This window comes from Chelativorans sp. (assembly GCF_031180965.1).
Lineage (GTDB): Bacteria > Pseudomonadota > Alphaproteobacteria > Rhizobiales > Rhizobiaceae > Chelativorans.
The window spans coordinates 62,833-88,235 of the sequence record NZ_JAPSLH010000001.1 but is presented as its reverse complement, the minus strand read 5'-3'; the positions used below and the strand labels follow the sequence as shown (position 1 = coordinate 88,235).

Genomic DNA, 25,403 nt, shown 5'->3' with positions numbered 1-25,403 from the left:
GATGTAAAGCTGCGCCGCAGCTACGGATTAAATCCGAAATACCTGGCCCTCAGCCTTTCCAGCTCGCCGCTCTCGTGCATTCCTATCAAAGCGACGGAGACTGGCTTCAGGAGGCTGCTTCCCGGCGTGAAAGCGAAGCCGTATTTGTCGGGACGGAACGTGCTGCCGACGACTTCTAGCGGCTCGCCGGGATGAGTATTGACGTAGTATTCCAGCTCCGGGCCCTCGTCGACGATCGCCGACAGCTCGCCGTCGAGCAGTGCCCGCGCCGCTTCCGCTAGATGGTCGAAGCGCTTCACATCCGCGAAGGAGGTGCTCATATACTCCTCCGCCACGCTTCCTTCCCGAACCCCGACCAACTTGCCCTGCAAGTCCGCCACGTTCTGGATCTGGTTCGTGAGGTGGGATGCCGTCATCACGCTGGTGATGGATGATGTGATATAGGCGACCACGGCGAGGGCCAGGATCATCCAGATGCCCTGCCAGATACGGCCGAGCCAGCCGAAGAGGTTCTTGCGATCGGTCTGCCCTTGCGTCGCCATCGACATGACGTGGTAGAAATTTTCGGCTAGACCCTCACGCCAGCGCTGAGGAAACTCAGGGTCGAAGCGCCGGTCGACGATCGTCATCACTCCGCAGACCAGGAGGATGAGAAGAGCGATGAGGGCATAGTTCATGAGATGCCCGGCATCGGCGAGCTGACCGAAAATGTCCGACAGGCCTGAGCCTGGGCTGGAGTGGACCATCACGCGTAGACCACTGTCGAACCATGGATGCGTGAAGTCGACGACCTTGGCCCGGTCCTCCGTGATGCTAACGTCCGTGACCGCCACCTCGACCCTTCCAGCGGCCACGGCGTCGAGAAGCTCCCGGAAGTTGGCAAACTCCTGGTAGGTCGATCTGAGATGAAGCTGAGTGGAAACGACGTCCCAAAGATCGATCGCCATGCCGGAGTAGCGGTCCCCGTCCTTCATCACGAAAGGCGGGCTGACATAGACGCCGACCTTCACGACCGGTGGTATGGGCTGCTGCGGCTGGGCCTGCGCATAGGCGAGGGTGCCGCATGCCGCAAGGCACAGGAACAGAAAGGCGCCTGCCGCCCGCCTCCAGAATGAAGCCATTTTACCGATCCGCATCGGGAACCATCCAGCGCCTGTTCCGGCGGCCTCTCCGCCGTCAGTTGAGGTGGTCAACCTAGGGCCAAATGCTTAAGCATCTTTTTCCCGCGACGGCGCTATCCCCGTATGGCCGGGCAATCCGTGAGGGCTGTATCCGTACCCATGCCCATCACGTGCCGCTTTCGCCGGGGAGCAGCTGCTGGGAAATGGAATGAGCAAGGTCAATGCGGGGAACCGTGCTCCGCCCTGCCGATTTCGGCGGTGGAGAGCGGCCGCAGGCGCGCGCCGCGGCGGAACTCAGAAGGACTCATGCCGGCGATCTTGCGGAAGGTCTTGTTGAAGGCCGAGAGCGACCCGAAGCCGCTGTCCATCGCCACCTGCAGCACCTTCGCGTCGTCCTGCATCAGAAGGGCCTGCGCATAGGAGAGCCGCAGCAGGCTCACATATTCGTTGAGCGTCATGCCGGTCGATTTCTTGAATACGTTCATCGCGTATTTCGGATGGATGTCCGCGAAGACCGCGATGTCCGCGCAATCGATCTGATGCCGGAAGTTCTCCACCACGAAGGCACAGATGCGCCCGATATTCTGGAAACTTTGCTGGTCCGTCGCTTCCGGGCGGGTGGCAGGCAGGTCGTCCGCTTCCACGAGCCGGTAAGGATCGAACCGGATGCGTTCGACGCGCAGCAAAAGCTCCTCGAGGGCATGGTTCACGCGAGACGCCTCGCCGGACTGCATATAGGCCGACCAGCGCGCGAAACTCGTGGCATCCCCCGGATCCGGCCGGCCGGTCACCAGCGCGGCCCCACGCATCAGCCGCTGCTGGATGTCCGGCGGCAGCTGCAGGCGGAAAAAATGGATGAGCGGCAGGTGGATGGCCACGTAGAACGGATCCTCCGACGTGTCGACCACCCGGTGCGGCAGGCCGCCCCAGAAGATGCAGAGATCACCCTCTTCCAGATGCACGGGGTGGCCGTGCATCTCGTAGTCGACGGTCCCGCGGAAGACGTAGTTGATCTCGACCTGCGCGTGCCAGTGCGCCACCGGCATGATACCCGGCTGCATATGGCTGACGACCAGGGTATTGGGAACCCTCTCGACCGTGCTCTTCAGCGGGTCCCAGTAACGCTTTCCCGGATTCTTACCATCGGACAAGTTCGCCTTCCCATCACGCAAGACGCTGGCCCGAAGAACGGTAATCTAGCCTCTGAATCGGAGCAACAGGAAAGGGAGGACCTTCATGGCCATGCGATGCAGTTGTTCTCTCTCGCGCTGACTTAAGGATCGATGCGGTCGAGCAGCTCGGCTGGCCAGTCGGGGTTACGCTACCGCCAATGCGCGCGAGCAGATCGTCGTGGACGCGAGCAGCGCCGCTCGGAAGGCGCCCTCACCGCGCTTGCCATCTCCATTCTGGCCGACCGGCCAATCTCTTCGATCGAGACGGTCAACGACAGCAAACAACAGAAAGAGATTTGAAAATGACAGCCGCCTTCCATCTGCGCTGGGGCATCATCGGGCCGGGCACAATTGCCAGAGCCTTCGCTTCCGGCCTCGCCGACACGCGAACCGGTCAACTTATGGCGATTGGCACGCGCAATCCCGGCAACCCGGCCCTCGCCGAGCACTTCCCCGGAGCGCGTGTACATCACGGCTACGAGGCACTGCTGGCGGATCCCGATATCGACGCCGTCTATATCGCGACTCCGCACCCGAGCCATGCCGAATGGGCGATCAAGGCGGCCGAAGCCGGCAAGCACGTGATCGTGGAAAAGCCGATGGGGCTCACGGCCTTCGAGGCGGATGCCATCATCCATGCAGCGCGCAAGGCGGGCACTTTCATCGGCGAAGGCTATATGTATCGCCTGCACCCGCAGACGATCCGGCTTGCCGAGCTCATTCGCGAGGGTGTGATCGGCGAGGTGCGGATGATCAAGTCGGGCTTTGGCTTCGCCATGCCGCGCTTCGATCCCGAGCACCGGCTCTATGCCAACCACCTGGCGGGCGGCGGCATCCTGGATGTCGGCGGCTATCCCGTTTCGATGGCGCGGCTGATTGCGGGATCTGTCCAGGGGAAAGCCTTCGCCGAGCCGGACAAGGTGATGGGCGCGGCGCATCTTGGGCAATCCGGTGTGGATGAATGGGCATCGGCCATCCTCCAGTTCCCGGGCGGCATCATCGCCGAGGTCTCCTGCTCCGTATCCCTGCAGCAGGACAATGTGCTGCGCATCTACGGCACCAACGGCCGCATCGAAGTCGCGGATTTCTGGTTCGCGTCCGGGCGGCAGGGCGGGACCGGCCGGATCGAGATCGTCAAGGCAGACGGCGCGCGCGAGACCGTGGCGGTGGAGGAGCCGCGGCATCTTTATTCCTTCGAGGCCGATGCGGCGGCGGAGGCGATTCGTGCGGGGCGGCAGGAGTTTTCGCCGCCCGGCATGACCTGGGACGATACGCTCGGCAATCTGAAGGTCCTGGACAAGTGGCGGGCGGCAGCGGGCCTGGAATACGAGATCGAGAAACCGGCGCTGCGCACCCGCACCCTCAAAGGCGAGAAGCTTGAGAGGCGCTCCGAGATCATCGGCACCCGTATGATCGCGGGCCTGAAGAAGCCGATCTCGCAGGTTGCGCTCGGCTTTGAGGATTTTCCGACCTTCGCAGCCGCCGCTCCGCTGCTTGACGCCTTCTTTGAAAAGGGTGGCAATGCTTTCGACACTGCCTGGATCTATCATTCGGGCCGCTGCGAGCGCGTCTTCGGCGGCTGGGTGGAAAGCCGCGGCGTACGCGACGAGGTGGTCCTGATCGGCAAGGGAGCGCACTCCCCCCTCACCTATCCGGAGGTCATCGGCCGACAGCTCACCGAGTCGCTCGAGCGCCTCAAAACCGATCATGTCGACGTCTATTTCATGCATCGCGACAACCCGGACGTGCCGGTGGACGAGTTCGTCGATGCAATGGATGCCGAGGTGAAGGCGGGCCGCATCCGCGGCCCCTTCGGCGGCTCAAACTGGACGCGCGAACGCATGGATGCGGCGATCGAGTATGCGCAGCGCACGGGCAAGACGCCGCCCATGGCGCTCTCCAACAACTTCTCGCTTGCCGAAATGCTCGACCCGATCTGGGCAGGCTGCGTGGCCGCCTTGGACGAGGCGTGGAGGGCATGGCTCGAGGAGCGGCAGGTCACCAATTTCGCCTGGTCCAGCCAGGGCCGCGGCTTCTTCACCGAGCGCGCCGGCCGCGACAAGCGCGATAACAAGGAACTCGTGCGGGTCTGGTATTCTGACAAGAACTTCGAGCGCAGGGACCGCGCCGTGGAAATGGCCGAGAGGCTCGGCTGCAGGCCGATCCATGTGGCGCTTGCTTACGTGCTGTCGCAGCCCTTCCCCGTCGTGCCGCTCATCGGCCCGCGCACGATGGCCGAGCTCGACGACAGCTTGCGCGCACTCGACATCAACCTGTCGCCGGAAGACGTGCGCTGGCTGGAGGCCGAATCGGGAAATTAGGATGTATGATTTTGCTGGCACTCCCAAGGGGAATCGAACCCCTGTTTCCGCCGTGAGAGGGCGGCGTCCTAGACCGCTAGACGATGGGAGCGCGCGGAAGCCGCGATATAGTCGCGATCAGACGGAATTGCAACAGCCTCGATCATAAAGTCAACGATTGCCGCCAGCCGGCTGCAGGAGATCCCAAAGGTTGCCGTAAAGATCAGCAAATACCGCGACCGTGCCGTAGGTCTCATGGCGCGGCTCCTCGCGGAAAGCGACCCCGGCAGCGCGCATGGCGGCGTAGTCACGCCAGAAATCCTGGGTGTGAAGAAACAGAAAGACACGATCGCCGGTCTGATTGCCGACCGCCGCCTCCTGCCGCGCCCCGTCCGCCCTGGCAAGGAGCAGAGAACAGCCGGCCCCACCTTGCGGCCGCATGACCACCCAGCGCTTTCCGCCGCTGCCTAGAGGCGTGTCCTCCACCAGGGCGAAGCCGAGCTTTTCCCCATACCAGGCAATCGCCTCGTCATAATCGCGCACCATGACCGTCACAAGCGCGAGGGCCTGGTGAGCCATTCTATTCGCCTTGGCGCATCACCGGGAAACGGCCGACCAGACGCTTCTCCGACATGTCGTAGAGATGGAACTCCTCCCCGCCGTCCTGGAGCTCCACAAGCAGTGTCAGCCGATTTCCCGCCGCCGAATGCGAGACGATCGTCGATCCGGCAGGCAGCTGGATCTCGCCAGATAACATCTCGCCGGTCGGCGTCACGGAAGCGGGGGAGGCGCTCTCCGTCGGGGAGCTGCCCGCCTGCGGCGCCATGGACTTGTAGACAAGCGCCAGCACCACCGCCATAACCGCGGCGAAGAGAATGCCGAAATTGACCACCATGAAGCGGACGAGCTTGCGGCGCACACGCTCCGCCGCCGGGTCGAGCGGCTTCTCCTCGTCGGGTTCGAGCGATGCGTTCGCGCCGGCCATTGATCGTCCAATCGCAGAAAGCCTGGAAATGAGCGACCCTGATAACGAAGCCGGCGGCGAATGGAAAGAGCTGCTGGCCGATCAAGATGCCGAGGGGAAAAGGCTCGACCAGTGGCTGGCGGCGGCGCTGGCGCCGGACCTTTCGCGCAGCCGCGTTCAGACGCTCATCCGGGAGGGCAGGGTGATGCTGAATGGTGAGGCGGTAACGGAGCCGAAGCGGAAGGTCTCCGCCGGCGAGCGTTACGAGGTCGAGCTGCCGGAACCGGAGCCGCCGGAGCCGCGCGGCGAAGCCATCCCCCTCGACATCCTCTACGAGGACGACGCGCTCATCGTCATCGACAAGCCCGCCGGCCTCGTCGTCCATCCCGGGCCCGGCAACTGGACCGGCACGCTGGTCAATGCCCTGATCCATCACTGCGGCGAGACGCTTTCCGGGATCGGGGGGGTGCGCCGGCCCGGCATCGTGCACCGGCTCGACCGCGAGACGAGCGGCGTGATGGTCGTCGCGAAGACCGACCACGCGCACCGGTCTCTGGCTGAAGCCTTCGCCGACCACGGTCAGGCGGGCGATCTGGAGCGGGCCTATGTGGCGCTGGTATGGGGCGTGCCGCCGCGCAGCACCGGGACTATCGATGCAGCCCTCGGCCGCTCGGCGCAGGACAGGACATTGCGTGCCGTGGTGCCGCATGACCGTCCCGATGCCCGCCGCGCCGTCACGCATTTTACCGTGCTCGAACGCTACGGCCGGGGTCGGCCGGAGGAGCAGATCGCCTCGCTCGTCGAATGCCGCCTGGAGACAGGCCGCACGCACCAAATCCGTGTCCATATGGCCCATATAGGCCACCCGCTGGTGGGCGACCCCGCCTATGGCCGGGCTTTCAAAACAAAGGTGAACCGCCTGCCGCCGGAGCTGGCCGGGAAAGTGGCAGGGTTTCCGCGCCAGGCGCTGCATGCCCGGCTGCTTGCGTTCCGCCACCCGGAAACGGGAAAGGTGATGCGTTTCGAGGCGCCAATCCCGCGGGACATGAGGGAACTCCTGGGCTGCTTCGCCGGTTTGTGAGGCAAGACGCGGATCGCTGCAGGGCAGCGTGCTCACGGTTTGTTGACCGGAGTAGGAAGCTTTTATTTTTCCGCATTCGCCCCTATATAGGACATGGCGTGGTGCGCGCCGATGCGGCCACGCGTCCGCCCGCCGCCATGGGGGCGTTGAGACAAGGAGGGTGCTAGAATGGCCCAGACACTGCCGAGCATCGTTTCGGGCGAGGGTGGTCTTACCCGGTATCTCGAGGAAATCCGCCGCTTCCCCATGTTGCAGCCGGAAGAGGAGTACATGCTTGCGAAGCGTTATCGCGAGCATGGCGACACCGACGCCGCGCACAAGCTCGTCACCAGCCATCTGCGTCTCGTGGCGAAGATCGCCATGGGCTATCGCGGCTATGGCCTGCCTATTGGCGAGGTAATCTCAGAAGGAAATGTCGGCCTCATGCAGGCCGTCAAGAAATTCGAGCCGGAACGCGGCTTCCGCCTTGCCACATATGCCATGTGGTGGATCAAGGCGTCCATCCAGGAATACATCCTGCGCTCGTGGAGCCTCGTGAAAATGGGCACCACGGCCAACCAGAAGCGGCTGTTCTTCAACCTGCGCAAGGTGAAGGGGAAGATCCAGGCGCTCGAGGAGGGCGATCTCAACCCCGACCAGGTGTCGGAGATCGCCACCAGGCTCAATGTCAGCGAGGAAGAAGTCGTCTCGATGAACCGCCGGCTCTCCGGCGATGCGTCGCTCAATGCGCCCATCCGGGCGACTGAAGGTGAATCCGGCGAGTGGCAGGACTGGCTCGTCGACGAGCATGAGAACCAGGAAGAGATGCTGGTCCAGCAGGACGAGCTGGAATCGCGCCGGCGCATGCTGGAGGACGCGATGGACGTGCTCAACGATCGCGAGCGCCGCATCTTCGAGGCTCGCCGCCTCTCCGACGAGCCCCTGACGCTGGAGGAGCTTTCCGGCGAATTCGACATCAGCCGCGAGCGCGTCCGCCAGATCGAGGTACGCGCCTTCGAGAAGGTGCAGGAAGCGGTCAAGGCATCCGCGAAGCGCCAGGCCCAATCCACTCGTGCGGCGCAGGGCGAAAGCCAGAGCGCACCGGTCTGAACCACGGCCCGACGCCCGTCAAACGAAACGCCCTCCAATCGGAGGGCGTTTTGCTTTGTACTCGGTGGCTGCGCGCCGGGGGTCCCTAAACGCTCAGGTCAGCCGCTCGAAGCCCGCGCCCACCCGTCCAGCGCCTGGTTGAACACCTCCTCGCCAGGCACGCCCTTCTCCAGCGTGATCAAGGCGCGGCGGCCAGAGGTGTAGACGACCGGGATGTCGATCCAGTTCTGCCCGCGCAGCAAGGTGGCGTTGGCCTGTTGGTCGGTGGCATCGTCGCTGAGCGCGATCAGGAAGAAGCCGTCGGCGATCTTAGCCGGCACGCCAAGCAGCGGCCGGCCGATGTCCTGCTCGGTCTGCTTCATGTTGATCCGCAATACGTTGGTGATGCCGCCTTCCGTGAAATTCTCGGGCGTGAGGAAAATCAGCTCCACGATGTGACTTGCCGGCAGCGATTCGTCCGCGTTGCGGCGAATGGTCATCTTCAGCTGCAGTCCCTTCTTCGGGATGGTTGCCTCCGCCTGGATGACCGGCTCGGGCGGCAGGTTCTCGCCGGGCGACTCCTCCAGGACCGACCAGACGACCGAGCCGCCTTCTGCATAGTCGCTGGCGGCGCTCGTGCGCTCCTCGTAGAACATCGCCTTCTGGCCGACCGGCACGTTCTGCTGAGCCGCGTCGGGCGTGGCGGTCCCGTTCTCTCCGGCCGGTTGTCCTGCGGGAGCGCCGGTGCCGGGCGTTGCCTGCGCGACCGAGGTGCCCTCGCCCACGCTCGGCTCGCCGCCCGCGGGGCCCTCGTCCACCTCCTGGCCGTCGGCGGTCAGGCGCTGCGTGAATTTCTGCGGGCGCTCCGCTTCAGGCGCTGGTGGGGCAGTTGGTTGCTGCGGCTCCTCGGCAGGCTGCTGGGTAGGAGACGGCTGTTGGGCGGGCGCCGAGGCGGCTGCAACCTCATCCCCGGCTTCGCCGGGTGCGGCCTCTTCCGTTGGTGCCCCGCGCGCCAGCTCTGTACCCCTGTCCACAAGATCGTCGAAATTCGCGAAGCCCGCAAATTGCGCCGCCTGGTCGCGGTAGAACCAGCCCGCGACAGCACTGCCCGCCACGACGGCCAGGAGAAGAAGCGCCGCGACCAAACCCCCGCTGCGACGGTGCCGGGCTTGCCGCACGGGCATGGGGACCGGGGCGCTTCCCGGCAGGTGTTCAGGGCCGCCGGCCGATGCCTGGGTGGTGCGGGACCAGTCGATATCATCTCCGTAGGATCGATCGGCCCCGTGCGGCGCTTCCTCGTCCCCGGCATCGCGGCGGGAAAAGTCGTCCGGACCGACGTAGCTTTCCTGTGGCGCGGGAGCGGAGTAACCGCCAGCAGTCACGCCGAAACCAGCTTCCTGGGCGGCGGGGCGCGGCATTGGTGCGCTCTGCACATTACCCGATTTCAGCTCTGCGAGGAGATTTTCAAGATCGTCCTCCTCGGCCTGAGGCGGCGGCGGAGGAGGCGCGTGTTCCGCTTCGACCTTGGCAATCGCCTCTTCCAAGAGCGCCCGCTGGCGCTCGGCGACCTGGGGCGGCGGGGAGGCGGCGGCAAGCTTCGCCTCGATGGTCGCGCGGGCCTTCTCGTACACCTTCGTGCGCGCCTCAGGCGTATTGTCCTTCAGCGTTTCAACGGCCTTACGCAAAACCGCAGCAAAATCCGCCATGATCTAAAACGCCCGCTCCTGCCTTGCCCGCCGATCCGGCCACACTCGGCGACAAGTCGCGCGAAAATGTGGTCAACCTACAACCCGGTTCGAGAAATGGAACTGAAGGTGGCGCATGGATGCAAGCTCCTGCGCGCAAGATCAAAGTTCCTGCCCCCAAGCCTCGTCATTCCGCTTTTGTCCCGAAAGGGTGCAAAGCGCAAGTCGTTAGTCCTGGAAAGGATCGGTGACGAGGATCGCGTCCTCCCGCTCGGGGCTGGTGGAGAGGATTGCGACGGGCGCGCCGATCAGTTCCTCGATGTGGCGGACATACTTCACCGCCTGCGCCGGCAGGTCGTTCCATCGGCGCGCGCCGTAGGTGGTTTCCTTCCATCCTTCCAGCGTTTCGTAGACGGGCTCGAGCCGTGCCTGCGCTCCCTGGCTAGCCGGCAGATAGTCGATGACCTCCCCGTCCAGCCTGTAGCCGGTGCAAACCTTGATCTCATCCAGCCCGTCGAGCACGTCGAGCTTGGTCAGTGCGATGCCGTTCATACCGTTGGCCACCACCGCTTGGCGCACCAGCACGGCGTCGAACCAGCCGCAGCGGCGCTTGCGGCCGGTGACCGTGCCGAATTCATGGCCGCGTGTGCCTAGGAACTCGCCGATCTCGTTCTTTTGCTCGGTCGGGAACGGCCCTTCGCCGACGCGGGTCGTGTAGGCCTTGGTGATGCCCAGCACATAGCCGACCGCTCCAGGCCCGAGGCCGGAGCCGGTGGCGGCCTGTCCGGCGACGGTGTTGGACGAGGTGACGAAGGGATAGGTGCCGTGGTCGATGTCGAGCATCGTTCCCTGCGCGCCCTCGAAAAGGATGCGGCTGCCCGAACGCCGCGCATCGTCTAGGATCTTCCAGACGCGATCGACAAAGGGCAGGATTTTTTCGGAAACCGAGGTGAGTTCCTGCATGACCGCCTCATGCGAGACCTCCGGATGCCCGAGGCCGCGGCGCAGCGCATTGTGGTGGGTGAGCAGGCGGTCCACCTTACTGGCGAGCGTTTCGCTATCGGCCAGGTCCATCACGCGGATGGCCCTGCGGCCCACTTTGTCCTCATAGGCCGGGCCAATGCCGCGGCGGGTCGTGCCGATTTTCGTGCCGGAGTTGGACGCGGCGTCCTCGCGAAAGCCGTCAAGCTCGCGGTGGAGCGATAGGATCAGGGCCGTGTTCTCGGCGATCTTGAGATTGTCCGGCGTGACGCTCACGCCTTGCTCTGCCAGCCGCCCGACCTCGGCCACAAAGGCGTGCGGATCGAAGACCACGCCGTTGCCGATCACCGACAGCTTGCCCTGGCGCACCACGCCGGAGGGCAGCAGCGACAGCTTGTAGCTGACCCCGTCGATCACGAGCGTATGGCCGGCATTGTGCCCGCCCTGGAAACGCACCACCACATCGGCGCGTTCGGAAAGCCAGTCGACGATCTTTCCCTTGCCCTCGTCGCCCCATTGCGAGCCGACGACCACCACATTCGCCATCAGTTCCGTCCTTCCTGCCGGCCGGACTGGGCCGGCCATGGAAACCAGGGGCTCTATACAGACATGCCGCCGCTCTTGCGACCCCTCTTTCGCTCGGCACAGGGCAGCCCGACAATTCCGGCGGCATGGCGCATCGGCCGGAAAGATGCTTTATCCCTCCGGGCAGTCACATCCGACCGGGGCCGCATGCACAATTCCGCCTATCCCCTGCTGCTTCTGACAACGCTCTTTTGGGGTGGAAACGCCGTCGCGGGCAAGCTTGCGGTCGGCCATGTCTCGCCCATGGCGCTTACCTTTTTACGCTGGGTGCTGGCGCTTGCGATCCTCCTGCCCTTTGCTTGGAAGCCGCTGCGGCGCGACTGGCCGCAGGTCAGAGGAAACCTGCCGCTCCTCGGACTGCTCGGCGTGATCGGCTTCACCTGCTTCAACGCCACCATGTACAGCGCTCTTGCCTTCACCTCTGCCGTCAATGTCTCGATCGAGCAGGGAGCAATCCCCCTGGTGATCATCGTCGCCAATTTCCTGCTGTTCGGCGTGAAAGCGAGTCTCCTGCAGCTTGCCGGATTCGTGCTGTCGCTGATCGGCGTCGGGTTGACGGCGAGCCATGGCGATCTCCTGCGGCTTGCGGAACTCGACATCAATTTCGGCGACCTCTTGATGCTGTTTGCCGTCGTGGCCTACGGCGTCTACACGATTGCCCTGCGGTTCAAGCCGGAGATCCACTGGCTGAGCATGATCACCGTACTCGCAAGCGCCGCCTGTCTGAGCTCCATCCCGCTTGCCGCATGGGAAATCGCGGCGGGCAACCTCGTCGTGCCGGACCGCACGGGCTGGATGATCGTGGCCTATGTCGCCCTGTTCCCGTCCTTCCTGGCCCAGGTCTTCTATATCCGCGGCAACGAACTCATCGGCGCCAACCGCGCCGGGCTCTTCGTCAACCTGGTGCCGATCTTCGGAACGCTGCTTTCGATCCTGATCCTGGGCGAGGTCTTCCACCTGTTCCACGCAGTCGCGCTGGTCCTGGTGTTCTGCGGCATCTGGCTCGCCGAATACAGCGGCCGCAAGAGCATGCCTCTTCCGCCGCGCGTCAGGGCGCCGATGGACGGGAGATGATCAGAAACGCGGACGCGGCGGAGGGGGCCGCAAGGATCGTCGCCCAACGTATGCCCAGGGCCGCAACATCGATACCCGCGCCACGCGGATTGCGGGTATCGCTATCTCTCGCGGCGCGGCGCTCGCGACCCGGAACATCAGGCATTTTGAAGATCCGAGAATCCGCCTGATTGATTCGCGGGGCGAGTAGTCACACCCCCACGTCGAAGCGCAGCCGCCTTGCCGACATGATGGAGCCGGCCGACAGGAGCTCGTTGAGCACATTCTCGGGGAAGGGGGCGTCGAGATAGAGCAGCGCGATGGCATCGCCCCCGGGCCGGTTGCGGCCAAGCTGAAAGTTGGCGATGTTCACCCCGTTCCTGCCGCAGATCGTGCCGAGCAGGCCGACAATGCCCGGCGTGTCGGAATTGGTCGTGTAGAGCATGTGCTCGCCAACCTCGGCGTCGAGGTTGATGCCCTTGATCTGAATGAAGCGCGGCTTCCCGTCGGAAAAGCAGGTGCCGGCGATCGAGCGCGTGCGCTCAGCGGTCTTCACCGTCAGCTTGATATAGCCGTCGAACACGCCCGACTTGTCGCGCTTTACCTCGGCGACGATGATGCCGCGCTCTTTCACCATGAGTGGGGCCGAGACCATGTTGACGTCGGCGACCTGCGGGCGGATGAGACCCGCGAGCGCCGCGCTGATCAGCGCGCGCGTGTTCATCGCGGCGGTCGAGCCGTCGAAAAGGATCTCCACCTCCTCGATCGGCTCGTCGGTGACCTGCCCGACGAAAGCGCCGAGCACCTCGGCCAGCTTGATGAAGGGTTTCAGGCGCGGCGCTTCTTCCGCCGTGATGGACGGCATGTTGATGGCGTTGGTCACGGCGCCCTTGATCAGATAGTCCGACATCTGCTCGGCCACCTGCAGCGCCACATTCTCCTGCGCCTCCATTGTGGAGGCGCCGAGATGCGGTGTGCAGACCACATTGGGCAGGTTGAAGAGCGGGTTCTGGGTGGCCGGCTCGTTCTCGAACACGTCGATGCCGGCGCCAGCCACCTTGCCGGACTTGAGCGCCGCGACGAGATCGGCCTCCACGATCAGCCCGCCGCGGGCGCAGTTGATGATGCGCACCCCGTCCTTCATCTTGGCGATGGCACCGGCATTGATGATGCCGCGCGTCTTGTCGGTGAGCGGCGTGTGCAGGGTGATGAAGTCGGCGCGCGCGAAGAGCTCGTCGAGCTCCACCTTTTCCACGCCCAGCTCTTCCGCCCGGTCCTCCGAAAGGAAGGGATCGAAGGCCACAACATGCATTTTCAGCCCGATCGCGCGCATGGCCACCACGGAGCCGATATTGCCGCAGCCGATCACGCCCAGCGTCTTGCCGGTGATCTCCACGCCCATGAAGCGGTTCTTCTCCCACTTTCCGGCGTGGGTGGAGGCGTTCGCCTCCGGAATCTGCCGCGCCACGGCAAAGAGCAGGGCGATGGCATGCTCGGCCGTCGTTATGGAATTGCCGAAGGGCGTATTCATCACGATGATGCCGCGGCGCGAGGCGGCGGGGATATCGACATTGTCGACGCCGATGCCGGCGCGCCCCACCACCTTCAGCCTTGTGGCGGCGTTGATCAGCTTTTCCGTGACCTTGGTGGCCGAGCGGATCGCAAGGCCGTCATATTCACCGATCACGGACAGGAGCCTTTCCTTGTCCTTGCCGAGATCGGGCTGGTAGTCGACCTCGACGCCGCGCTGGCGGAAGATTTCCACGGCGGTCGGCGAAAGCTGGTCGGAAACGAGAACGCGAGGGGCCATTTCTGGACTCCATTGAGTGAGGCGAACGGGAGAGGGCGACGCAGCGCGCGCCGAACAGTCAGGCGGGCTGCAGCGCCGCCTTCTGCTCCTGGAAAGCCCAGTCGAGCCACGGCATCAGTGCCTCAAGATCGGAGCTTTCGACCGTGGCGCCGGCCCAGATGCGCAGTCCCGGAGGGGCATCGCGATAGTGGCCGATATCATAGGCGACGCCTTCCTTCTCCAATAGGGAGACCAGTCCCTTGGCAAAGGCGGCCTTGGCCTCAGCGTCGAGGCGCGTTACCGCCTCATCCACGATGGAGAGGCACACGGAAGTGTTCGAGCGCGTCGCCGGATCTTCCGCGAGGTGGCCGAGCCAGCGGCTTTCCTCCACGAAGCGGTCGATGACGGCGAAATTCGCGTCCGCCCGCTCGATCAGGCCGTCCAGCCCGCCGACCGACTTTGCCCATTCTAGAGCGTCGAGATAGTCTTCCACGCAGAGCATCGAGGGCGTGTTGATCGTCTCGCCCTTGAAGATGCCTTCGATGAGCTTGCCGCCCGCAGTCAGACGGAAGATCTTCGGCAGCGGCCAGGCGGGCACGTAGCTTTCGAGCCGTTCCACCGCGCGCGGCGAGAGGATCAGCATGCCGTGTGCGGCCTCGCCGCCCAGCACTTTTTGCCAGGAGAAGGTCACCACGTCCAGCTTGGCGAAGTCGAGCCGCTGGGCGAAGGCTGCCGAAGTGGCGTCGCAGATGGTGAGTCCCTTGCGCTCCACAGGGATGAAATCGCCGTTCGGCACCCGCACGCCGGAGGTCGTGCCGTTCCAGGTAAAGACCACGTCGCGGTCGAAATCGATCTGCGCGAGGTCGGGCAGCTGGCCGTAGCCGGCCTCCAGACGGCGGACATCTTTTAGCTTCAGCTGCTTGACCACGTCGGTCACCCAGCCCAACCCGAAGGATTCCCAGGCGAGCATGTCGACGCCGCGCTCCCCGAGCAGCGACCATAGCGCCATCTCGACGGCGCCGGTGTCTGAGGCGGGAACGATACCGATTCGGTAGTCGGCGGGAACCTGAAGGACTTCGCGCGTGAGCGTGATGGCTCGGCTGAGCTTTTCCTTGCCGATCTTGGCGCGATGCGAGCGGCCGAGGGCAGCGCCTTTCAGAGCCTCGACCGTCCAGCCGGGGCGCTTTGCGCAGGGTCCTGAAGAGAAATGGGGATTGGCCGGACGGCGGTCCGGCTTAGCGAGCTTGGTCATGATGTTCCTATCCTTCCAGATAGCACGCCCCTCGGTGGGGAGGGGTGGCCCACGGACGGCGTTAATCGAAGTCGCGGCAGAGCGCAAGTGGCAGTGATGCCAAACGCGTCATGGCTTCCGCCCGCCCCTTCAGCTTCAGCGCGCCGGTGAGGGCGTGCCGCAGCCTCGTCGCCTTTCCCAATCCGGGAAGATGGGGGAAAGATTGTGCGCAATCTGCCCTTCAGTGAGAATTGCATATCTCACAAACGGGGCTCTCTGACCCTACATAGAAGATCATTCCCGAGGCTGTTTCCTCTTCAGAGGCGCTCCATCTATTCCTCGGTAACCTACAAGAGTTTTCGCCATGACTACGCAAACCCAGACGTCCCGGCCGGCGGAGCCGAAGCCCTTCTACCGTTCTTTCGGCTTTCAGGTCCTCACCGCGATGGTGATCGGCCTCGTTCTCGGCCTGATTGCCCGCGAAATGGGCACCGGTCCGGACGGAAATCCCAACTGGCTCGCCCAGACCCTGCAGACGATCGGCTCGATATTCGTCCAGTTGCTGCGGGTGCTTGTGCCGCCGCTGATCTTCACGGCCATCGTCGCGTCCATCAGCAATCTGCGCGAATTGTCCAATGCCGCCGCGCTGGTGTGGCAGACCCTTCTCTGGTTCGCCATAACCGCGGTGATCGCCGTCATCATCGGCATAGCCCTCGGCCTCATCATCCAGCCGGGCAGCCGCGCGGTGATCGACGCGGCAGCGGCTACCGCGCCGTCCACCACCGGTTCGTGGCTCGACTTCCTAAAGGGGCTCGTGCCGGTGAACATGTTCGGCCTGCAGGCTTCGACCAAGCTGACGGACGGCGCCGCCACGACCTCCCTCAACTTCAACGTCCTGCAGATCCTCGTCGTCTCCATCGTGGTGGGGATCGCGGCATTGCGCGTCGGTCAGGCGGCCGAGCCCTTCCTGGAGCTCAACAGGTCGCTGCTCGCCGTTGTGCGCAAGATCCTCTGGTGGGTGATCCGGCTGACGCCGATCGGCACGATCGGCCTCCTCGGAAACGCGGTGGCCCAGTATGGTTGGCATACGCTTGGCCAACTCGGCTGGTTCTCGGCCGCCGTCTATCTCGGCCTCGCCATCGTGCTGCTGGTCGTCTACCCGGTCCTGCTTTCAGTCCACGGCCTCAATCCGGTCCGCTACTTCGCCGGCGCCTGGCCCGCCATCCAGCTTGCCTTCGTCTCGCGCTCCTCGATCGGCACCCTGCCGGTGACGGAGGCGGTAACCGAGCGCGAACTCGGTGTGCCCCGGGAATACGCGGCCTTTGCCGTGCCGCTTGGAGCGACGACCAAGATGGACGGCTGCGCCGCGATCTATCCGGCCATCGCGGCGATCTTCATCGCCGAATTTTACAATGTCCCGCTGGCCTTCCAGGATTACCTGCTGATCGCCTTCGTTTCGGTCATCGGGTCGGCGGCCACGGCCGGGCTCACCGGCGCGGTGGTGATGCTGACGCTCACTTTGTCGACGCTCGGCTTGCCGCTTCAGGGCGTCGGCCTGCTTCTGGCAGTGGACCCGATCCTCGATATGGGCCGCACTGCAGTCAATGTGGCGGGCCAGGCGCTGGTGCCGACCATCGTCGCCAAGCGCGCGGGTATCCTCGACCAGGCGCGGTACGACCGTGCCGGCGAGGCGGATGTGCTCGATGCGGAGCCGACGCCGCAGGCCGCCTGAACGGCCGAACGGAAAGACGGAGAACGAAAAAAGGGCCGGCTTCAGTGCCGGCCTTTTTTCATACGTCAGCTCACCAGAGATCGTATCGCAGGCCGAGCTTGACCTGGTGGTAATCGAGCCCTTTCTCGAGGTCGCCCGAGTCGACGTCCACATATTGTGTGCCGGGAGAGCTCAGATACTGGTAGCCCAGATCGACGGAAAGGTTCTGCGTTACCTGATAATTCACCCCAGCATTGAGGGCATAGGCGAATTCATACTGCCTGTCGGTAGCCTCGAACATGACGCCGAGGGTGGGCGAATCCACCGAGATCTCGTGCATTGAGTAGAGAACGCCCGCGCCGGCGCCCACATAGGGAGTGACCCCGACGAAGGTGCCGAGATCGAAATAGCCGTTCACCATCGCGGCAAGCACGCGGTTCTCCGCCGAGATTTCATCCAGTCCGTCTTCGAGCTCGAACTTGTCCCGTGAGAGGTAGGCGAGATTGACATCCGCCCGCAGCAAATCGGTGAAATGGTAGCCGAAACCGACGCTGCCGCCGAAGCGGGTATTCTCCATCCGCTCGCCGAGCACGTCGAGGTCGTAGACCGATTCGTTGATGTTGTAGGTCAGGTCGCCGCGCAGGTACCAGCCTGACCCCACCTCCACGGGCACGTAATTCGGCGCATCCTCGAGCACGAGGGGAGGGTCGTAGTCGGCGGCGCCAGCGGGCAATGCCGCTGCAGCCGCCACGGCCGCGACGAGCAAGGTAAGGCTGCAGGGCTTCCACATGGATTTTCACTCCGCAAATTGCCGACGGAGCGTAGCTGCCCCCGCCACCGTCTTTGGCAGAGTGTTAACCATCCGGGTTAAACGCCGGTTAAGGATAACGGAGATTTACCGTCGCGCGGCCGCCGAAACGAAAAAGCCGCCCGGCGGGGCCGGGCGGCTTGGGATGGGGGACGGGGAAGTTCTATTTATAGACCACCGGCTCTGCAGGCGGGACATAGACTGGCGGCTCGTAGGCGACAACCTGCGGGACAGCGCAGTTGATGTTCGATCCGCCGAAGGAATAACGCAGACCCGCGCGCGCTTCGTGGACGTTGAAGCCGTCGTCGAAGCCGGGTCCGACGCCGATACCCGACTCCTCGAACATGCGTCCGCCGGCGATGCGCGTATAGCGGTAGCCCGCGTCGAGCTGCAGGTTCTGGGTGAGGCAGTAGGAGGCGCCGGCCATCAGCGACCAGGCGAAGCGCCACTCCTTCGCGCCCTTGTGCACCCAGCTGTCTTCGCCGATCGTGTTGCGCAGATCGTCCCATTTCACATAGGCGCCGCCGATGCCTGCGCCGACATAGGGTGTGATGCCCTTGAAGGTGCCGAGATCGACATAGGCATTGGCCATCAGCAGAAGCGCGCTGTAGCTCGACGAGTCCGTCGAGGTGCAGGGGACGGGGCCGCAGAAGCCCGCTGTCGTGCCGCGGAAATCGGACTTGAACCAGTAATCCGCCGTGAAGTCGGTGCGGAAATGACGGGTCATCTGGTAGCCGATACCGGCGCCCAGCGAGAGCGCGCCGTCAAGCTCCGTCGAGGTGAACTCGCTGGTCCCGGGCGGCGGGCCGTAGGTGATGTATTCAGTCCCGCGCAGCTTGGACCAGTGGTAGTTGACGTCGCCGCGCAGATACCAGCCGCCGACCGCGACTTCCTTCTCGATGATCTGGGGCGGCGGCGGAGGCGGGAGATCCGGGACATACACATCGGCGGCGTAGGCGCCGGACGGAAGGGCCAGGAACAAGGCGGCAAGGAGCGGCTTCAGCATATTCGACATTCTCATCCCCCATGTGCCGCTCAAGCGCGCATCGCTCTACGGCCGGTTGAATCCTGTCGAAGATTGCAGCAAAAAAGTTAAGTTGCGCTTAACCCTAACGCGGCGCGCCGCTGCGCTCCCGGAACCATGAAAACGGCGACGGCCGGGGCGTGCCCGGCCGGCCCTTCCATCGTGTTGGAAGCGGTGTCTAGGCCGCGACCGTCCTCGCGTCGGCGATGGCCTCGACAATGTTGTCGACGACCGTGCGGACGAGATCGGGATCGTCGCCCTCGGCCATGACGCGGATCAGCGGCTCGGTGCCGGAGGGGCGGATCACCAGGCGGCCCGACTCTCCAAGCCGCGACTGGGCATCAGCGATTGCCGCCTTGACGGCGGCGTTCTCAAGCGGCTTTCCGCCGCTCGTACGCACATTCTTCAGCACCTGCGGCACCGGCTCGAATTTCCGGCACACCTCGCTCGCCGGCCTGTTCAGGCGTTTGATGCAGGCGAGCACCTGGAGCGCGGTCACAAGCCCGTCGCCGGAGGTGGAAAAATCGGAAAGGATGACATGCCCCGACTGCTCGCCTCCGACATTGAGTCCGTGCTCGCGCATATGCTCGACCACATAGCGGTCGCCGACCTTGGTGCGGTGGAGCGAAAGGCCGATGTCGCGCAGGAACCGCTCCAGGCCGAGATTGGACATGACGGTAGCCACCACGCCGCCGCCATGAAGCTTCTCGCGCTCGTGCCAGGACTGGGCGATGAGCGCCATGATCTGGTCGCCGTCGATGACCGTGCCGTTCTCGTCGACGATGACGACCCGGTCGGCATCTCCGTCAAGGGCGATGCCGATATCGGCGCGCACCTCGTGCACCTTCTTGGCAAGGCCCAACGGATGGGTGGAGCCGCAATCGAGATTGATGTTGAACCCGTTGGGATCGTCGTTGATGGCCACAACCTCGGCGCCGAGCTCCCAGAGCGCGGCCGGCGCCACCTTGTAGGCTGCGCCATTGGCGCAATCGACGACGATGCGCAGGCCGGCAAGCGACATGTCGCGCGGCAGGGTGCGCTTGGCAAATTCGATGTAGCGGTCGTGCACGCCGTCCACGCGCTTGGCGCGGCCGAGCATGTCCGAATCGGCAAGGGTCAGCTCGACATCCTTGTCCAGCATCGCCTCGATGCGGCTCTCGATGCTGTCGGACAGCTTGTAGCCGTCCGGCCCGAACAGCTTGATGCCGTTGTCGTAATAGGGGTTATGCGATGCCGAGATCATGACGCCGATATCGGCGCGCAACGAGCGGACGAGCATGGCGACGGCGGGCGTCGGGATCGGGCCGAGCAGGAACACATCCATGCCCGCCGCGCAGAAGCCCGCGACCATCGCATTTTCGATCATATAGCCGGACAGGCGCGTGTCCTTGCCCAGCACCACGCGATGGCGGTGACTGCCGTTCTGGAAGGAAAGCCCGGCCGCCATGCCGACGCGCATGGCAACTTCCGGAGTCATGGGAAATCGGTTGGCCCGCCCCCGGATCCCGTCCGTTCCGAAATACTGTTTCGACATGCTTTTTCTAGTCCGCACCGATTTGGAATTTTGTCGCAAAGCAGCGCTCCCCTTCGGTCACTTGCCACAGCTTCGGGCACGATCCCGCATCACATTATATGTGAAAACGTAACCGATTCACCTAAACAGGTGATTGTCCCCAGTGTTTAACGGCCGGTGAAGGGCACCGTCACTATCTGAATCTCTCCTGCTGAAGCAAAGGGGCGGTTTCGTGGCAGCGATGCGTTTCGATGGGCGCCTCGTTCATACCTTCGACCCTCTCAAGGGAGGTGAACGCACGCGTCATCGCTGCCACGCCCGGTTTTTTACCGTCTGGCCATTGAGGAAGGTGGGAAGCGGGGCGCGTGATCCGTGCCTCTCTGTTAGTTTATGTGGCGCGTCTCACGCGCCCCGCCGGCCGCTGTCCCGACATTGGCCGGTCACTCGGGTTTCTCTTCCGTCCCGGCTGCACCCAATGAAGGGGGTGGTCTTTGCCGGGCCGAAGGAAAAACCCTAGCGGCTCTCCGCGGTTTCCGCGATGCCGGCTCTCACCCAGCACCCGTTTTTCCGAGATGCAGTCTCTGACCCTGCATCCCGGCACCGCCGGCCTGTCGCGGGCCCTCATCATGCCTCCAGGTACCGATCCCTGGAGGGGGAGGTTGCCGCCGCTCTCCCGAACACCCGGTGCGCATCCGGTTCCCGCAAGAGCGATGGGACGGATTGTAAGAGGGCTGCAGGGGGTGTGGATAAATTTTCCGGCGAAAAAATGCGGAAATCGTGTAGGAGCTTGTTTTTGCTGCAAATTTTTTTTGCGCATCCGGACGGCGGGGCCGATTCGATCCACACCCTCATCGCCTTGCGACGGATGGGCTTTCCGAAAGCACCCCTCACTTGCGTTTTCCCACCGGGTCCCCGCAAGGCAGGGGCAATCGCATATATGGGGTTCGACCCCCACTCCGATCGGCTTCGCCGACCACCTCTCCCCCGCTCGCCGGGGAGAGGAAACGCCGACCGCAAGGCTCGGCACCCTTCCTCTACCCCACGAAGTGGGGGAGAGGTGGCCCGCGAAGCGGGACGGAGTGGGGAAAACGGCATATGCGATAGTCCTGCCCCGCAAGGGGGAGGGCTCAATCGCCGTCCAAAGCGGGTATCCTGATGCCGGCGAGTTCGGCCGCCGTCAGCCGGGCGGCGCCGACGCGGGCAAAGCGCAGCATCAGCGCCTTGCGCGTGGCGGGGGGGAGCCGGTGTTCCGGCGCGTCGCGCAGTATCTCCGCGCCGTAGCCGTCGGAAAGGATGAAGCCGCATTCCTCCGGAAAGATCTCTTCCGGCACGTCGGGATGGGAGGCGAAGAAGAAGCGGTCCGAATGCAGCCGGTATTCCGGCCATTTGCGGTCGACGCGGAAATCCTCGACCGATGACTTTATCTCGATGATCCAGATGTCGCCCCTGGCGGTAAGCGCGACAAGATCGGCCCGCCGCCCGGTGGCGAGCGAAAGCTCCGGCAGGACGACGGCGCCCATCTGCGACAGGAGGCGCTGGACGCCGCGGCGGATGACCAGCGCGCGCTCGGACTGGCGTCCATCCACCAGCGGGTTGAAGGGAATCGGCGATACGATCGGCATGGCCGCACAATGCCAGCAAAGCCGGCAGGAAAAAAGACCTATATGCGCCGTCAGCCGTGCCCGGCGATGTCCTCCAGGATGGGGCAGCCCGGGCGATGGTCGCCGTGGCAGGCGGCGACCAGCTTCTGCAGCGTCGAGCGCATGCCCTGAAGCTCGCGGATTTTCTCCTCGATGGCCTTCACATGAGAGACGGCGATCTTCTGCACATCATGGCTGGCGCGCGACTTGTCCTGGTACAGCTCCAGCAGCTGACGGCACTCCTCGATGGAGAAGCCGAGGCTGCGCGCCCGCTTCAGGAAGGCGAGCCTGTGCACATCCTCGTCGGAATAGGCACGATAGCCATTGCCGGCGCGCGCTGGCCTGACGAGGCCTATCTCCTCGTAATAGCGGATGGTCTTGGCCGGCAGGCCCGAACGGCGCGCCACATCGCCCACATTCATCTTCTTCACTCCGCGGTTCCGGATGCCGCCCTCAATTTGGGGTGGAGTGTTGCCCCAATGCAATAGCGCCGCACCAAGCGATGGCGCTAGCAATGGCCTTCCTCATATCGGCAGTTCGCCGTTCCGGGGAAAGGGGCAGGGATCGGGCAGGGTAAATCCCGCCGACTGGGGATCGGGGCAGTCTTTCATGAAATCGAAAAACCTTCTCATCGCCGCCGCTCTCGGGCTCCTGGCGGCGCTTGCCGGCTGCAGCAGCGACCGCAACTTCCGCATCTTCACGTCCGAATACGCGGCCGTGACCGATGCGGGCTACAAGCTGCCCCGCGTGCCGATCTCGCAGGTGCCGCGCAAATACCACCGGCAGGTGGTCCGCTTGGAGACCGAGGAGAAGCCGGGCACCATCATCGTCGATACGCGGGAAAAATTCCTCTATCTGGTGATGGAGGACGGCAGGGCGATGCGCTACGGCATCGGGGTCGGCCGCGATGGGTTTGGATGGTCGGGCGTGGCGCGCGTGGCGATGAAGCGCGAATGGCCGAAATGGACCCCGCCGTCGGAGATGATCAAGCGCCAGCCGGAGCTTGCGAAATGGCGCGGCGGCATGCCGCCCGGGCTGACGAACCCACTCGGCCCGCGCGCGCTCTATCTCTTCAACAAGAATGGCGATACGGGATACCGGCTGCACGGAACGCCGGAATGGTGGTCGATCGGCAAGGCCGTGTCGTCCGGCTGCATCCGGCTCCTCAACCAGGACATCATCGACCTTTACGAGCGCACCAAAGTGGGCGCGAAGGTGATCGTGAAGCAGTAGCGCTGCGGCGAGTGATCCACCCAACAAAAACCGGGCTCCCGGCCCGGTTTTCTTTGCCGTCTCACATGGACGACGGTCAGGCGACCTGCTCGACATGCTGCACTTCCGGGACGAAGTGGTGCAGCAGGTTCTGGATGCCGTGCTTGAGCGTCGCCGTGGAGGACGGGCAGCCGGCGCAGGCGCCCTTCATGTGCAGGAAGACCGTGCCCTTCTCAAAACCGCGGAAGGTGATGTCGCCGCCGTCCTGGGCCACCGCCGGGCGCACGCGGGTCTCCAGAAGCTCCTTGATCGTGGCAACGATCTCCTCGTCTGCCTCGTCATAGAACTCGGCGCCTTCGGTTGCCGGGCGATCGGCGGCATTTGCCGCCATCACCGGCTGGCCCGACATGAAATGCTCCATGATCGTGCCGAGGATGGCCGGCTTCAGGTGCTGCCAGTCCGCGCCTTCCTTGGTGATGGTGATGAAATCGAAGCCGAAGAAGACGCCGGTCACGCCGGGCACCTCGAAAAGGCGGCCAGCGAGCGGGGAAGCGGCGCGCGCCGCATCCGAATCGCGGAAATCCGCCGTGCCTTCCTCCAGGACCACCCTGCCCGGAAGGAATTTCAGCGTCGCGGGATTGGGGGTTGCTTCCGTCTGGATGAACATCGGCGATCTCCGTACTGCCGTAATTTGGAACAGTTCTAAAATAGGCCGATCGGGGCGACTGTTCAAGCCGCATATGGTGGCGGCGAGGCCCCTATGCCAGGCTTTCTATCTCCTCGTCCGTCAGGCTGTGCGGCACGACGGTGACGGGAATCGGGAACGCGGCGGCCTTGCCGGCGATGGAGGAGACAAGCGGCCCCGGCCCTTCCTTGGCGCCGCCGGCGCCCAGCACCAGGATGGCGATATCCTGGTCCTCCTCGATGAGCCTGTGGATCTCGTCCACGGTCTTGCCCTCGCGCACGACCAGCTCCGGCTCGATGCCGAGCGTTTCACGGATTTTCGTCGCCTGGGCGTTGAGCGCGCCCTGCGCGTTCTGCATCGCCTCCTCGCGCATGATCTGCTCGACGCCCAGCCAGTGCTGGAAATCGCCGGGCTCGATGACGAAGAGCAGGACGACGGAGCCATTGGTGGACTTCGCCCGGCGCGAGGCATAGGCGACGGCGCGGTCGCATTCCGGCGTGTCGTCGACGATCGCCAGGAATTTGCGCTTGTGGCCGGCCTCCCGGATCAGACGTTTGGAAACCATGCATGTCCCTTCCTGCACGGGCGCGCCATGGCGCAATCTGCCATCCGCCGCGCCGGGCGGCAAGCCGCGCCTGGAGCCTGCGGTCAGTTCACCAGCAGGCCGACGATCTGATGCACCTGCTTCATGGTCTGTTCGGCCATGGCACCGGCGCGCTCGCCACCGTCGCGCAGGACGCCGTCTATATAGGCGGGATCTCCGGCGATGCGGCGCATCTCCTCGCCGATGGGCGCAAGCTTCTCCACGGCGAGATCGGCGAGCGCCGGCTTGAAATCGGAGAACTGGCGCCCGCCGAAATCGGCGATCACCTGTTCGCGCGTGGTGCCGGCGAGAGCGGCATAGATGGTGACGAGATTGTCGGCCTCCGGCCTGCCTTCCAGGCCCTCGACATCGCCCGGCAGCGGCTCCGGATCGGTCTTCGCCTTCTTGATCTTCCGGGCGATCGTGTCGGCATCGTCGAGAAGATTGATGCGGGAAAGATCGGAGGGGTCGGATTTCGACATCTTCTTCGACCCGTCGCGCAGGCTCATGACGCGCGGCGCAGGCCCCTCGATGAGCGGCTCGGTCAGCGGGAAGAAGCCGTTCACCTTCTCCTCGCCCACCATCATCTCCACCCCGAGCCCGAGGGCGGCGATGCGGTCGGAAAAGTCATTGTTGAACTTCTGGGCGATGTCACGCGTCAGCTCCAGATGCTGCTTCTGGTCCTCGCCGACGGGCACATGGGTGGCGCGGTAAACGAGGATGTCGGCCGCCATCAGGCTTGGATAGGCGAGAAGGCCGAGCGAGGCGTTCTCGCGGTCCTTGCCTGCCTTGTCCTTGAACTGCGTCATGCGGTTCATCCAGCCGATACGGGCGACGCAGTTGAAAATCCAAGCGAGCTCGGCGTGCTGAGGCACCCGGCTCTGGTTGAAGATGATGTTCTTCTTCGGGTCGAGCCCGCAGGCGAGATAGGCGGCGGCAATGGCGCGCGTCTGTTCCATCAGGTCGTCATGCACCAGGGTCGCGGTCAGCGAATGCATGTCGACGACGCAGTAGATGCAGTCATAGCTATCCTGCAGGGCCACGAAACGCTGCAGCGCGCCGAGATAGTTGCCGAGGTGGAGGTTGCCCGTGGGCTGCACCCCGGAAAAGATGAGCTGCCTGAATTCACTCATGGAAGGTCCCTGAAAGCCCGACGAGAAAGCGTCGCGCTTATGGACGAGCGGGAGGGAGCAATCA

Annotated in this window: 22 protein-coding genes and 1 tRNA gene; 6 read left to right on the top strand and 17 right to left on the bottom strand. The window is 64.2% G+C overall.

Annotation, left to right across the window (positions count from 1 at the left end; genetic code table 11):
• Window positions 1-20: 20 nt before the first annotated feature.
• Together RIN79_RS00390 and RIN79_RS00385 are read right to left on the bottom strand one after the other, a co-directional pair.
• Complete coding sequence (locus RIN79_RS00390) at window positions 21-1,121, bottom strand: transporter substrate-binding domain-containing protein (RefSeq protein WP_309082601.1); 1,101 nt, start codon at window positions 1,119-1,121, stop codon at window positions 21-23.
• A gap of 218 nt (window positions 1,122-1,339) precedes the next feature.
• Window positions 1,340-2,272: a helix-turn-helix domain-containing protein gene (locus RIN79_RS00385; RefSeq protein ID WP_309082599.1), complete on the bottom strand. Its 933-nt coding sequence runs from the start codon at window positions 2,270-2,272 to the stop codon at window positions 1,340-1,342.
• A gap of 323 nt (window positions 2,273-2,595) precedes the next feature.
• Between RIN79_RS00385 and RIN79_RS00380 the strand changes: the two genes are divergently transcribed.
• Window positions 2,596-4,614 (top strand): aldo/keto reductase, encoded by a 2,019-nt coding sequence (locus RIN79_RS00380; RefSeq protein ID WP_309082597.1) that lies wholly within the window; start codon window positions 2,596-2,598, stop codon window positions 4,612-4,614.
• A 15-nt stretch (window positions 4,615-4,629) separates the two neighbouring features.
• Here the strand turns inward: RIN79_RS00380 and RIN79_RS00375 are convergent.
• From RIN79_RS00375 to RIN79_RS00365, 3 genes are all read right to left on the bottom strand, one after another.
• Window positions 4,630-4,705: transfer RNA gene (locus RIN79_RS00375), tRNA-Glu, on the bottom strand.
• Between the two features lie 59 nt (window positions 4,706-4,764).
• Entirely contained in the window at window positions 4,765-5,172 is a 408-nt protein-coding gene (locus RIN79_RS00370; protein ID WP_309082595.1) for a VOC family protein, read from the bottom strand.
• Window position 5,173: 1 nt separating this feature from the next.
• The gene (locus RIN79_RS00365; RefSeq protein WP_309082593.1) at window positions 5,174-5,578 is read right to left on the bottom strand and encodes a fimbrial protein; all 405 of its coding nucleotides are present in this window, start codon (window positions 5,576-5,578) and stop codon (window positions 5,174-5,176) included.
• A 28-nt stretch (window positions 5,579-5,606) separates the two neighbouring features.
• Between RIN79_RS00365 and RIN79_RS00360 the strand changes: the two genes are divergently transcribed.
• Window positions 5,607-6,638, top strand: a complete 1,032-nt coding sequence (locus RIN79_RS00360; RefSeq protein ID WP_309082591.1) for an RluA family pseudouridine synthase — start codon at window positions 5,607-5,609, stop codon at window positions 6,636-6,638.
• A 168-nt stretch (window positions 6,639-6,806) separates the two neighbouring features.
• A complete protein-coding gene (rpoH, locus tag RIN79_RS00355) occupies window positions 6,807-7,727 on the top strand; it encodes an RNA polymerase sigma factor RpoH (RefSeq protein WP_309082589.1) in 921 nt (306 codons plus the stop codon).
• Between the two features lie 98 nt (window positions 7,728-7,825).
• Here the strand turns inward: rpoH and RIN79_RS00350 are convergent, their stop codons facing one another.
• Together RIN79_RS00350 and RIN79_RS00345 are read right to left on the bottom strand one after the other, a co-directional pair.
• The gene (locus RIN79_RS00350) at window positions 7,826-9,412 is read right to left on the bottom strand and encodes a hypothetical protein (RefSeq protein WP_309082586.1); all 1,587 of its coding nucleotides are present in this window, start codon (window positions 9,410-9,412) and stop codon (window positions 7,826-7,828) included.
• A 207-nt stretch (window positions 9,413-9,619) separates the two neighbouring features.
• Entirely contained in the window at window positions 9,620-10,918 is a 1,299-nt protein-coding gene (locus tag RIN79_RS00345) for an adenylosuccinate synthase (protein WP_309082584.1), read from the bottom strand.
• A 186-nt stretch (window positions 10,919-11,104) separates the two neighbouring features.
• Here RIN79_RS00345 and RIN79_RS00340 point away from each other — a divergent pair, with 186 nt between their 5' ends.
• Entirely contained in the window at window positions 11,105-12,031 is a 927-nt protein-coding gene (locus RIN79_RS00340) for a DMT family transporter (protein ID WP_309082583.1), read from the top strand.
• 190 nt (window positions 12,032-12,221) lie between these two features.
• Here the strand turns inward: RIN79_RS00340 and serA are convergent, their stop codons facing one another.
• Window positions 12,222-13,820, bottom strand: coding sequence for a phosphoglycerate dehydrogenase (serA, locus tag RIN79_RS00335; RefSeq protein WP_309082582.1), 1,599 nt, complete (start codon window positions 13,818-13,820; stop codon window positions 12,222-12,224).
• Between the two features lie 58 nt (window positions 13,821-13,878).
• Window positions 13,879-15,051: a phosphoserine transaminase gene (locus RIN79_RS00330; protein WP_309082581.1), complete on the bottom strand. Its 1,173-nt coding sequence runs from the start codon at window positions 15,049-15,051 to the stop codon at window positions 13,879-13,881.
• Between the two features lie 343 nt (window positions 15,052-15,394).
• Here RIN79_RS00330 and RIN79_RS00325 point away from each other — a divergent pair, with 343 nt between their 5' ends.
• Entirely contained in the window at window positions 15,395-16,762 is a 1,368-nt protein-coding gene (locus RIN79_RS00325; protein ID WP_309082580.1) for a dicarboxylate/amino acid:cation symporter, read from the top strand.
• Window positions 16,763-16,832: 70 nt separating this feature from the next.
• Here the strand turns inward: RIN79_RS00325 and RIN79_RS00320 are convergent, their stop codons facing one another.
• From RIN79_RS00320 to cueR, 5 genes are all read right to left on the bottom strand, one after another.
• Entirely contained in the window at window positions 16,833-17,531 is a 699-nt protein-coding gene (locus RIN79_RS00320) for an OmpW family outer membrane protein (protein WP_309082579.1), read from the bottom strand.
• Window positions 17,532-17,712: 181 nt separating this feature from the next.
• A complete protein-coding gene (locus tag RIN79_RS00315) occupies window positions 17,713-18,564 on the bottom strand; it encodes a porin family protein (protein WP_309082578.1) in 852 nt (283 codons plus the stop codon).
• A gap of 187 nt (window positions 18,565-18,751) precedes the next feature.
• Window positions 18,752-20,107, bottom strand: a complete 1,356-nt coding sequence (gene glmM, locus RIN79_RS00310; RefSeq protein ID WP_309082577.1) for a phosphoglucosamine mutase — start codon at window positions 20,105-20,107, stop codon at window positions 18,752-18,754.
• 1,106 nt (window positions 20,108-21,213) lie between these two features.
• Window positions 21,214-21,708 carry an MmcB family DNA repair protein gene (locus RIN79_RS00305; RefSeq protein ID WP_309082576.1) on the bottom strand — a complete coding sequence of 165 codons (495 nt, stop codon included), beginning with the start codon at window positions 21,706-21,708 and terminating at the stop codon, window positions 21,214-21,216.
• A gap of 50 nt (window positions 21,709-21,758) precedes the next feature.
• Window positions 21,759-22,148, bottom strand: coding sequence for a Cu(I)-responsive transcriptional regulator (gene cueR / locus RIN79_RS00300; protein ID WP_309082821.1), 390 nt, complete (start codon window positions 22,146-22,148; stop codon window positions 21,759-21,761).
• Window positions 22,149-22,335: 187 nt separating this feature from the next.
• Between cueR and RIN79_RS00295 the strand changes: the two genes are divergently transcribed.
• Window positions 22,336-22,959, top strand: a complete 624-nt coding sequence (locus RIN79_RS00295) for a L,D-transpeptidase (protein WP_309082575.1) — start codon at window positions 22,336-22,338, stop codon at window positions 22,957-22,959.
• Window positions 22,960-23,035: 76 nt separating this feature from the next.
• Here the strand turns inward: RIN79_RS00295 and RIN79_RS00290 are convergent, their stop codons facing one another.
• From RIN79_RS00290 to trpS, 3 genes are all read right to left on the bottom strand, one after another.
• Complete coding sequence (locus tag RIN79_RS00290) at window positions 23,036-23,605, bottom strand: NifU family protein (RefSeq protein ID WP_309082574.1); 570 nt, start codon at window positions 23,603-23,605, stop codon at window positions 23,036-23,038.
• A gap of 91 nt (window positions 23,606-23,696) precedes the next feature.
• Window positions 23,697-24,188: a universal stress protein gene (locus tag RIN79_RS00285; RefSeq protein WP_309082573.1), complete on the bottom strand. Its 492-nt coding sequence runs from the start codon at window positions 24,186-24,188 to the stop codon at window positions 23,697-23,699.
• Between the two features lie 83 nt (window positions 24,189-24,271).
• A complete protein-coding gene (gene trpS / locus RIN79_RS00280; protein ID WP_309082572.1) occupies window positions 24,272-25,339 on the bottom strand; it encodes a tryptophan--tRNA ligase in 1,068 nt (355 codons plus the stop codon).
• Between the last annotated feature and the right edge of the window lie 64 nt (window positions 25,340-25,403).

What these genes read in the sequence shown, in the direction of transcription:
- RIN79_RS00290 (WP_309082574.1), bottom strand. Translation starts at nt 23,605, where the DNA reads ATGTTCATCCAGACGGAAGCAACCCCCAATCCCGCGACGCTGAAATTC.
- RIN79_RS00285 (WP_309082573.1), bottom strand. Translation starts at nt 24,188, where the DNA reads ATGGTTTCCAAACGTCTGATCCGGGAGGCCGGCCACAAGCGCAAATTC.
- serA (WP_309082582.1), bottom strand. Translation starts at nt 13,820, where the DNA reads ATGGCCCCTCGCGTTCTCGTTTCCGACCAGCTTTCGCCGACCGCCGTG.
- RIN79_RS00330 (WP_309082581.1), bottom strand. Translation starts at nt 15,051, where the DNA reads ATGACCAAGCTCGCTAAGCCGGACCGCCGTCCGGCCAATCCCCATTTC.
- RIN79_RS00345 (WP_309082584.1), bottom strand. Translation starts at nt 10,918, where the DNA reads ATGGCGAATGTGGTGGTCGTCGGCTCGCAATGGGGCGACGAGGGCAAG.
- RIN79_RS00315 (WP_309082578.1), bottom strand. Translation starts at nt 18,564, where the DNA reads ATGTCGAATATGCTGAAGCCGCTCCTTGCCGCCTTGTTCCTGGCCCTT.
- RIN79_RS00390 (WP_309082601.1), bottom strand. Translation starts at nt 1,121, where the DNA reads ATGGCTTCATTCTGGAGGCGGGCGGCAGGCGCCTTTCTGTTCCTGTGC.
- glmM (WP_309082577.1), bottom strand. Translation starts at nt 20,107, where the DNA reads ATGTCGAAACAGTATTTCGGAACGGACGGGATCCGGGGGCGGGCCAAC.
- RIN79_RS00370 (WP_309082595.1), bottom strand. Translation starts at nt 5,172, where the DNA reads ATGGCTCACCAGGCCCTCGCGCTTGTGACGGTCATGGTGCGCGATTAT.
- RIN79_RS00340 (WP_309082583.1), top strand. Translation starts at nt 11,105, where the DNA reads ATGCACAATTCCGCCTATCCCCTGCTGCTTCTGACAACGCTCTTTTGG.
- cueR (WP_309082821.1), bottom strand. Translation starts at nt 22,148, where the DNA reads ATGAATGTGGGCGATGTGGCGCGCCGTTCGGGCCTGCCGGCCAAGACC.
- RIN79_RS00295 (WP_309082575.1), top strand. Translation starts at nt 22,336, where the DNA reads ATGAAATCGAAAAACCTTCTCATCGCCGCCGCTCTCGGGCTCCTGGCG.
- RIN79_RS00350 (WP_309082586.1), bottom strand. Translation starts at nt 9,412, where the DNA reads ATGGCGGATTTTGCTGCGGTTTTGCGTAAGGCCGTTGAAACGCTGAAG.
- RIN79_RS00305 (WP_309082576.1), bottom strand. Translation starts at nt 21,708, where the DNA reads ATGCCGATCGTATCGCCGATTCCCTTCAACCCGCTGGTGGATGGACGC.
- rpoH (WP_309082589.1), top strand. Translation starts at nt 6,807, where the DNA reads ATGGCCCAGACACTGCCGAGCATCGTTTCGGGCGAGGGTGGTCTTACC.
- RIN79_RS00365 (WP_309082593.1), bottom strand. Translation starts at nt 5,578, where the DNA reads ATGGCCGGCGCGAACGCATCGCTCGAACCCGACGAGGAGAAGCCGCTC.
- RIN79_RS00360 (WP_309082591.1), top strand. Translation starts at nt 5,607, where the DNA reads ATGAGCGACCCTGATAACGAAGCCGGCGGCGAATGGAAAGAGCTGCTG.
- RIN79_RS00325 (WP_309082580.1), top strand. Translation starts at nt 15,395, where the DNA reads ATGACTACGCAAACCCAGACGTCCCGGCCGGCGGAGCCGAAGCCCTTC.
- trpS (WP_309082572.1), bottom strand. Translation starts at nt 25,339, where the DNA reads ATGAGTGAATTCAGGCAGCTCATCTTTTCCGGGGTGCAGCCCACGGGC.
- RIN79_RS00320 (WP_309082579.1), bottom strand. Translation starts at nt 17,531, where the DNA reads ATGTGGAAGCCCTGCAGCCTTACCTTGCTCGTCGCGGCCGTGGCGGCT.
- RIN79_RS00380 (WP_309082597.1), top strand. Translation starts at nt 2,596, where the DNA reads ATGACAGCCGCCTTCCATCTGCGCTGGGGCATCATCGGGCCGGGCACA.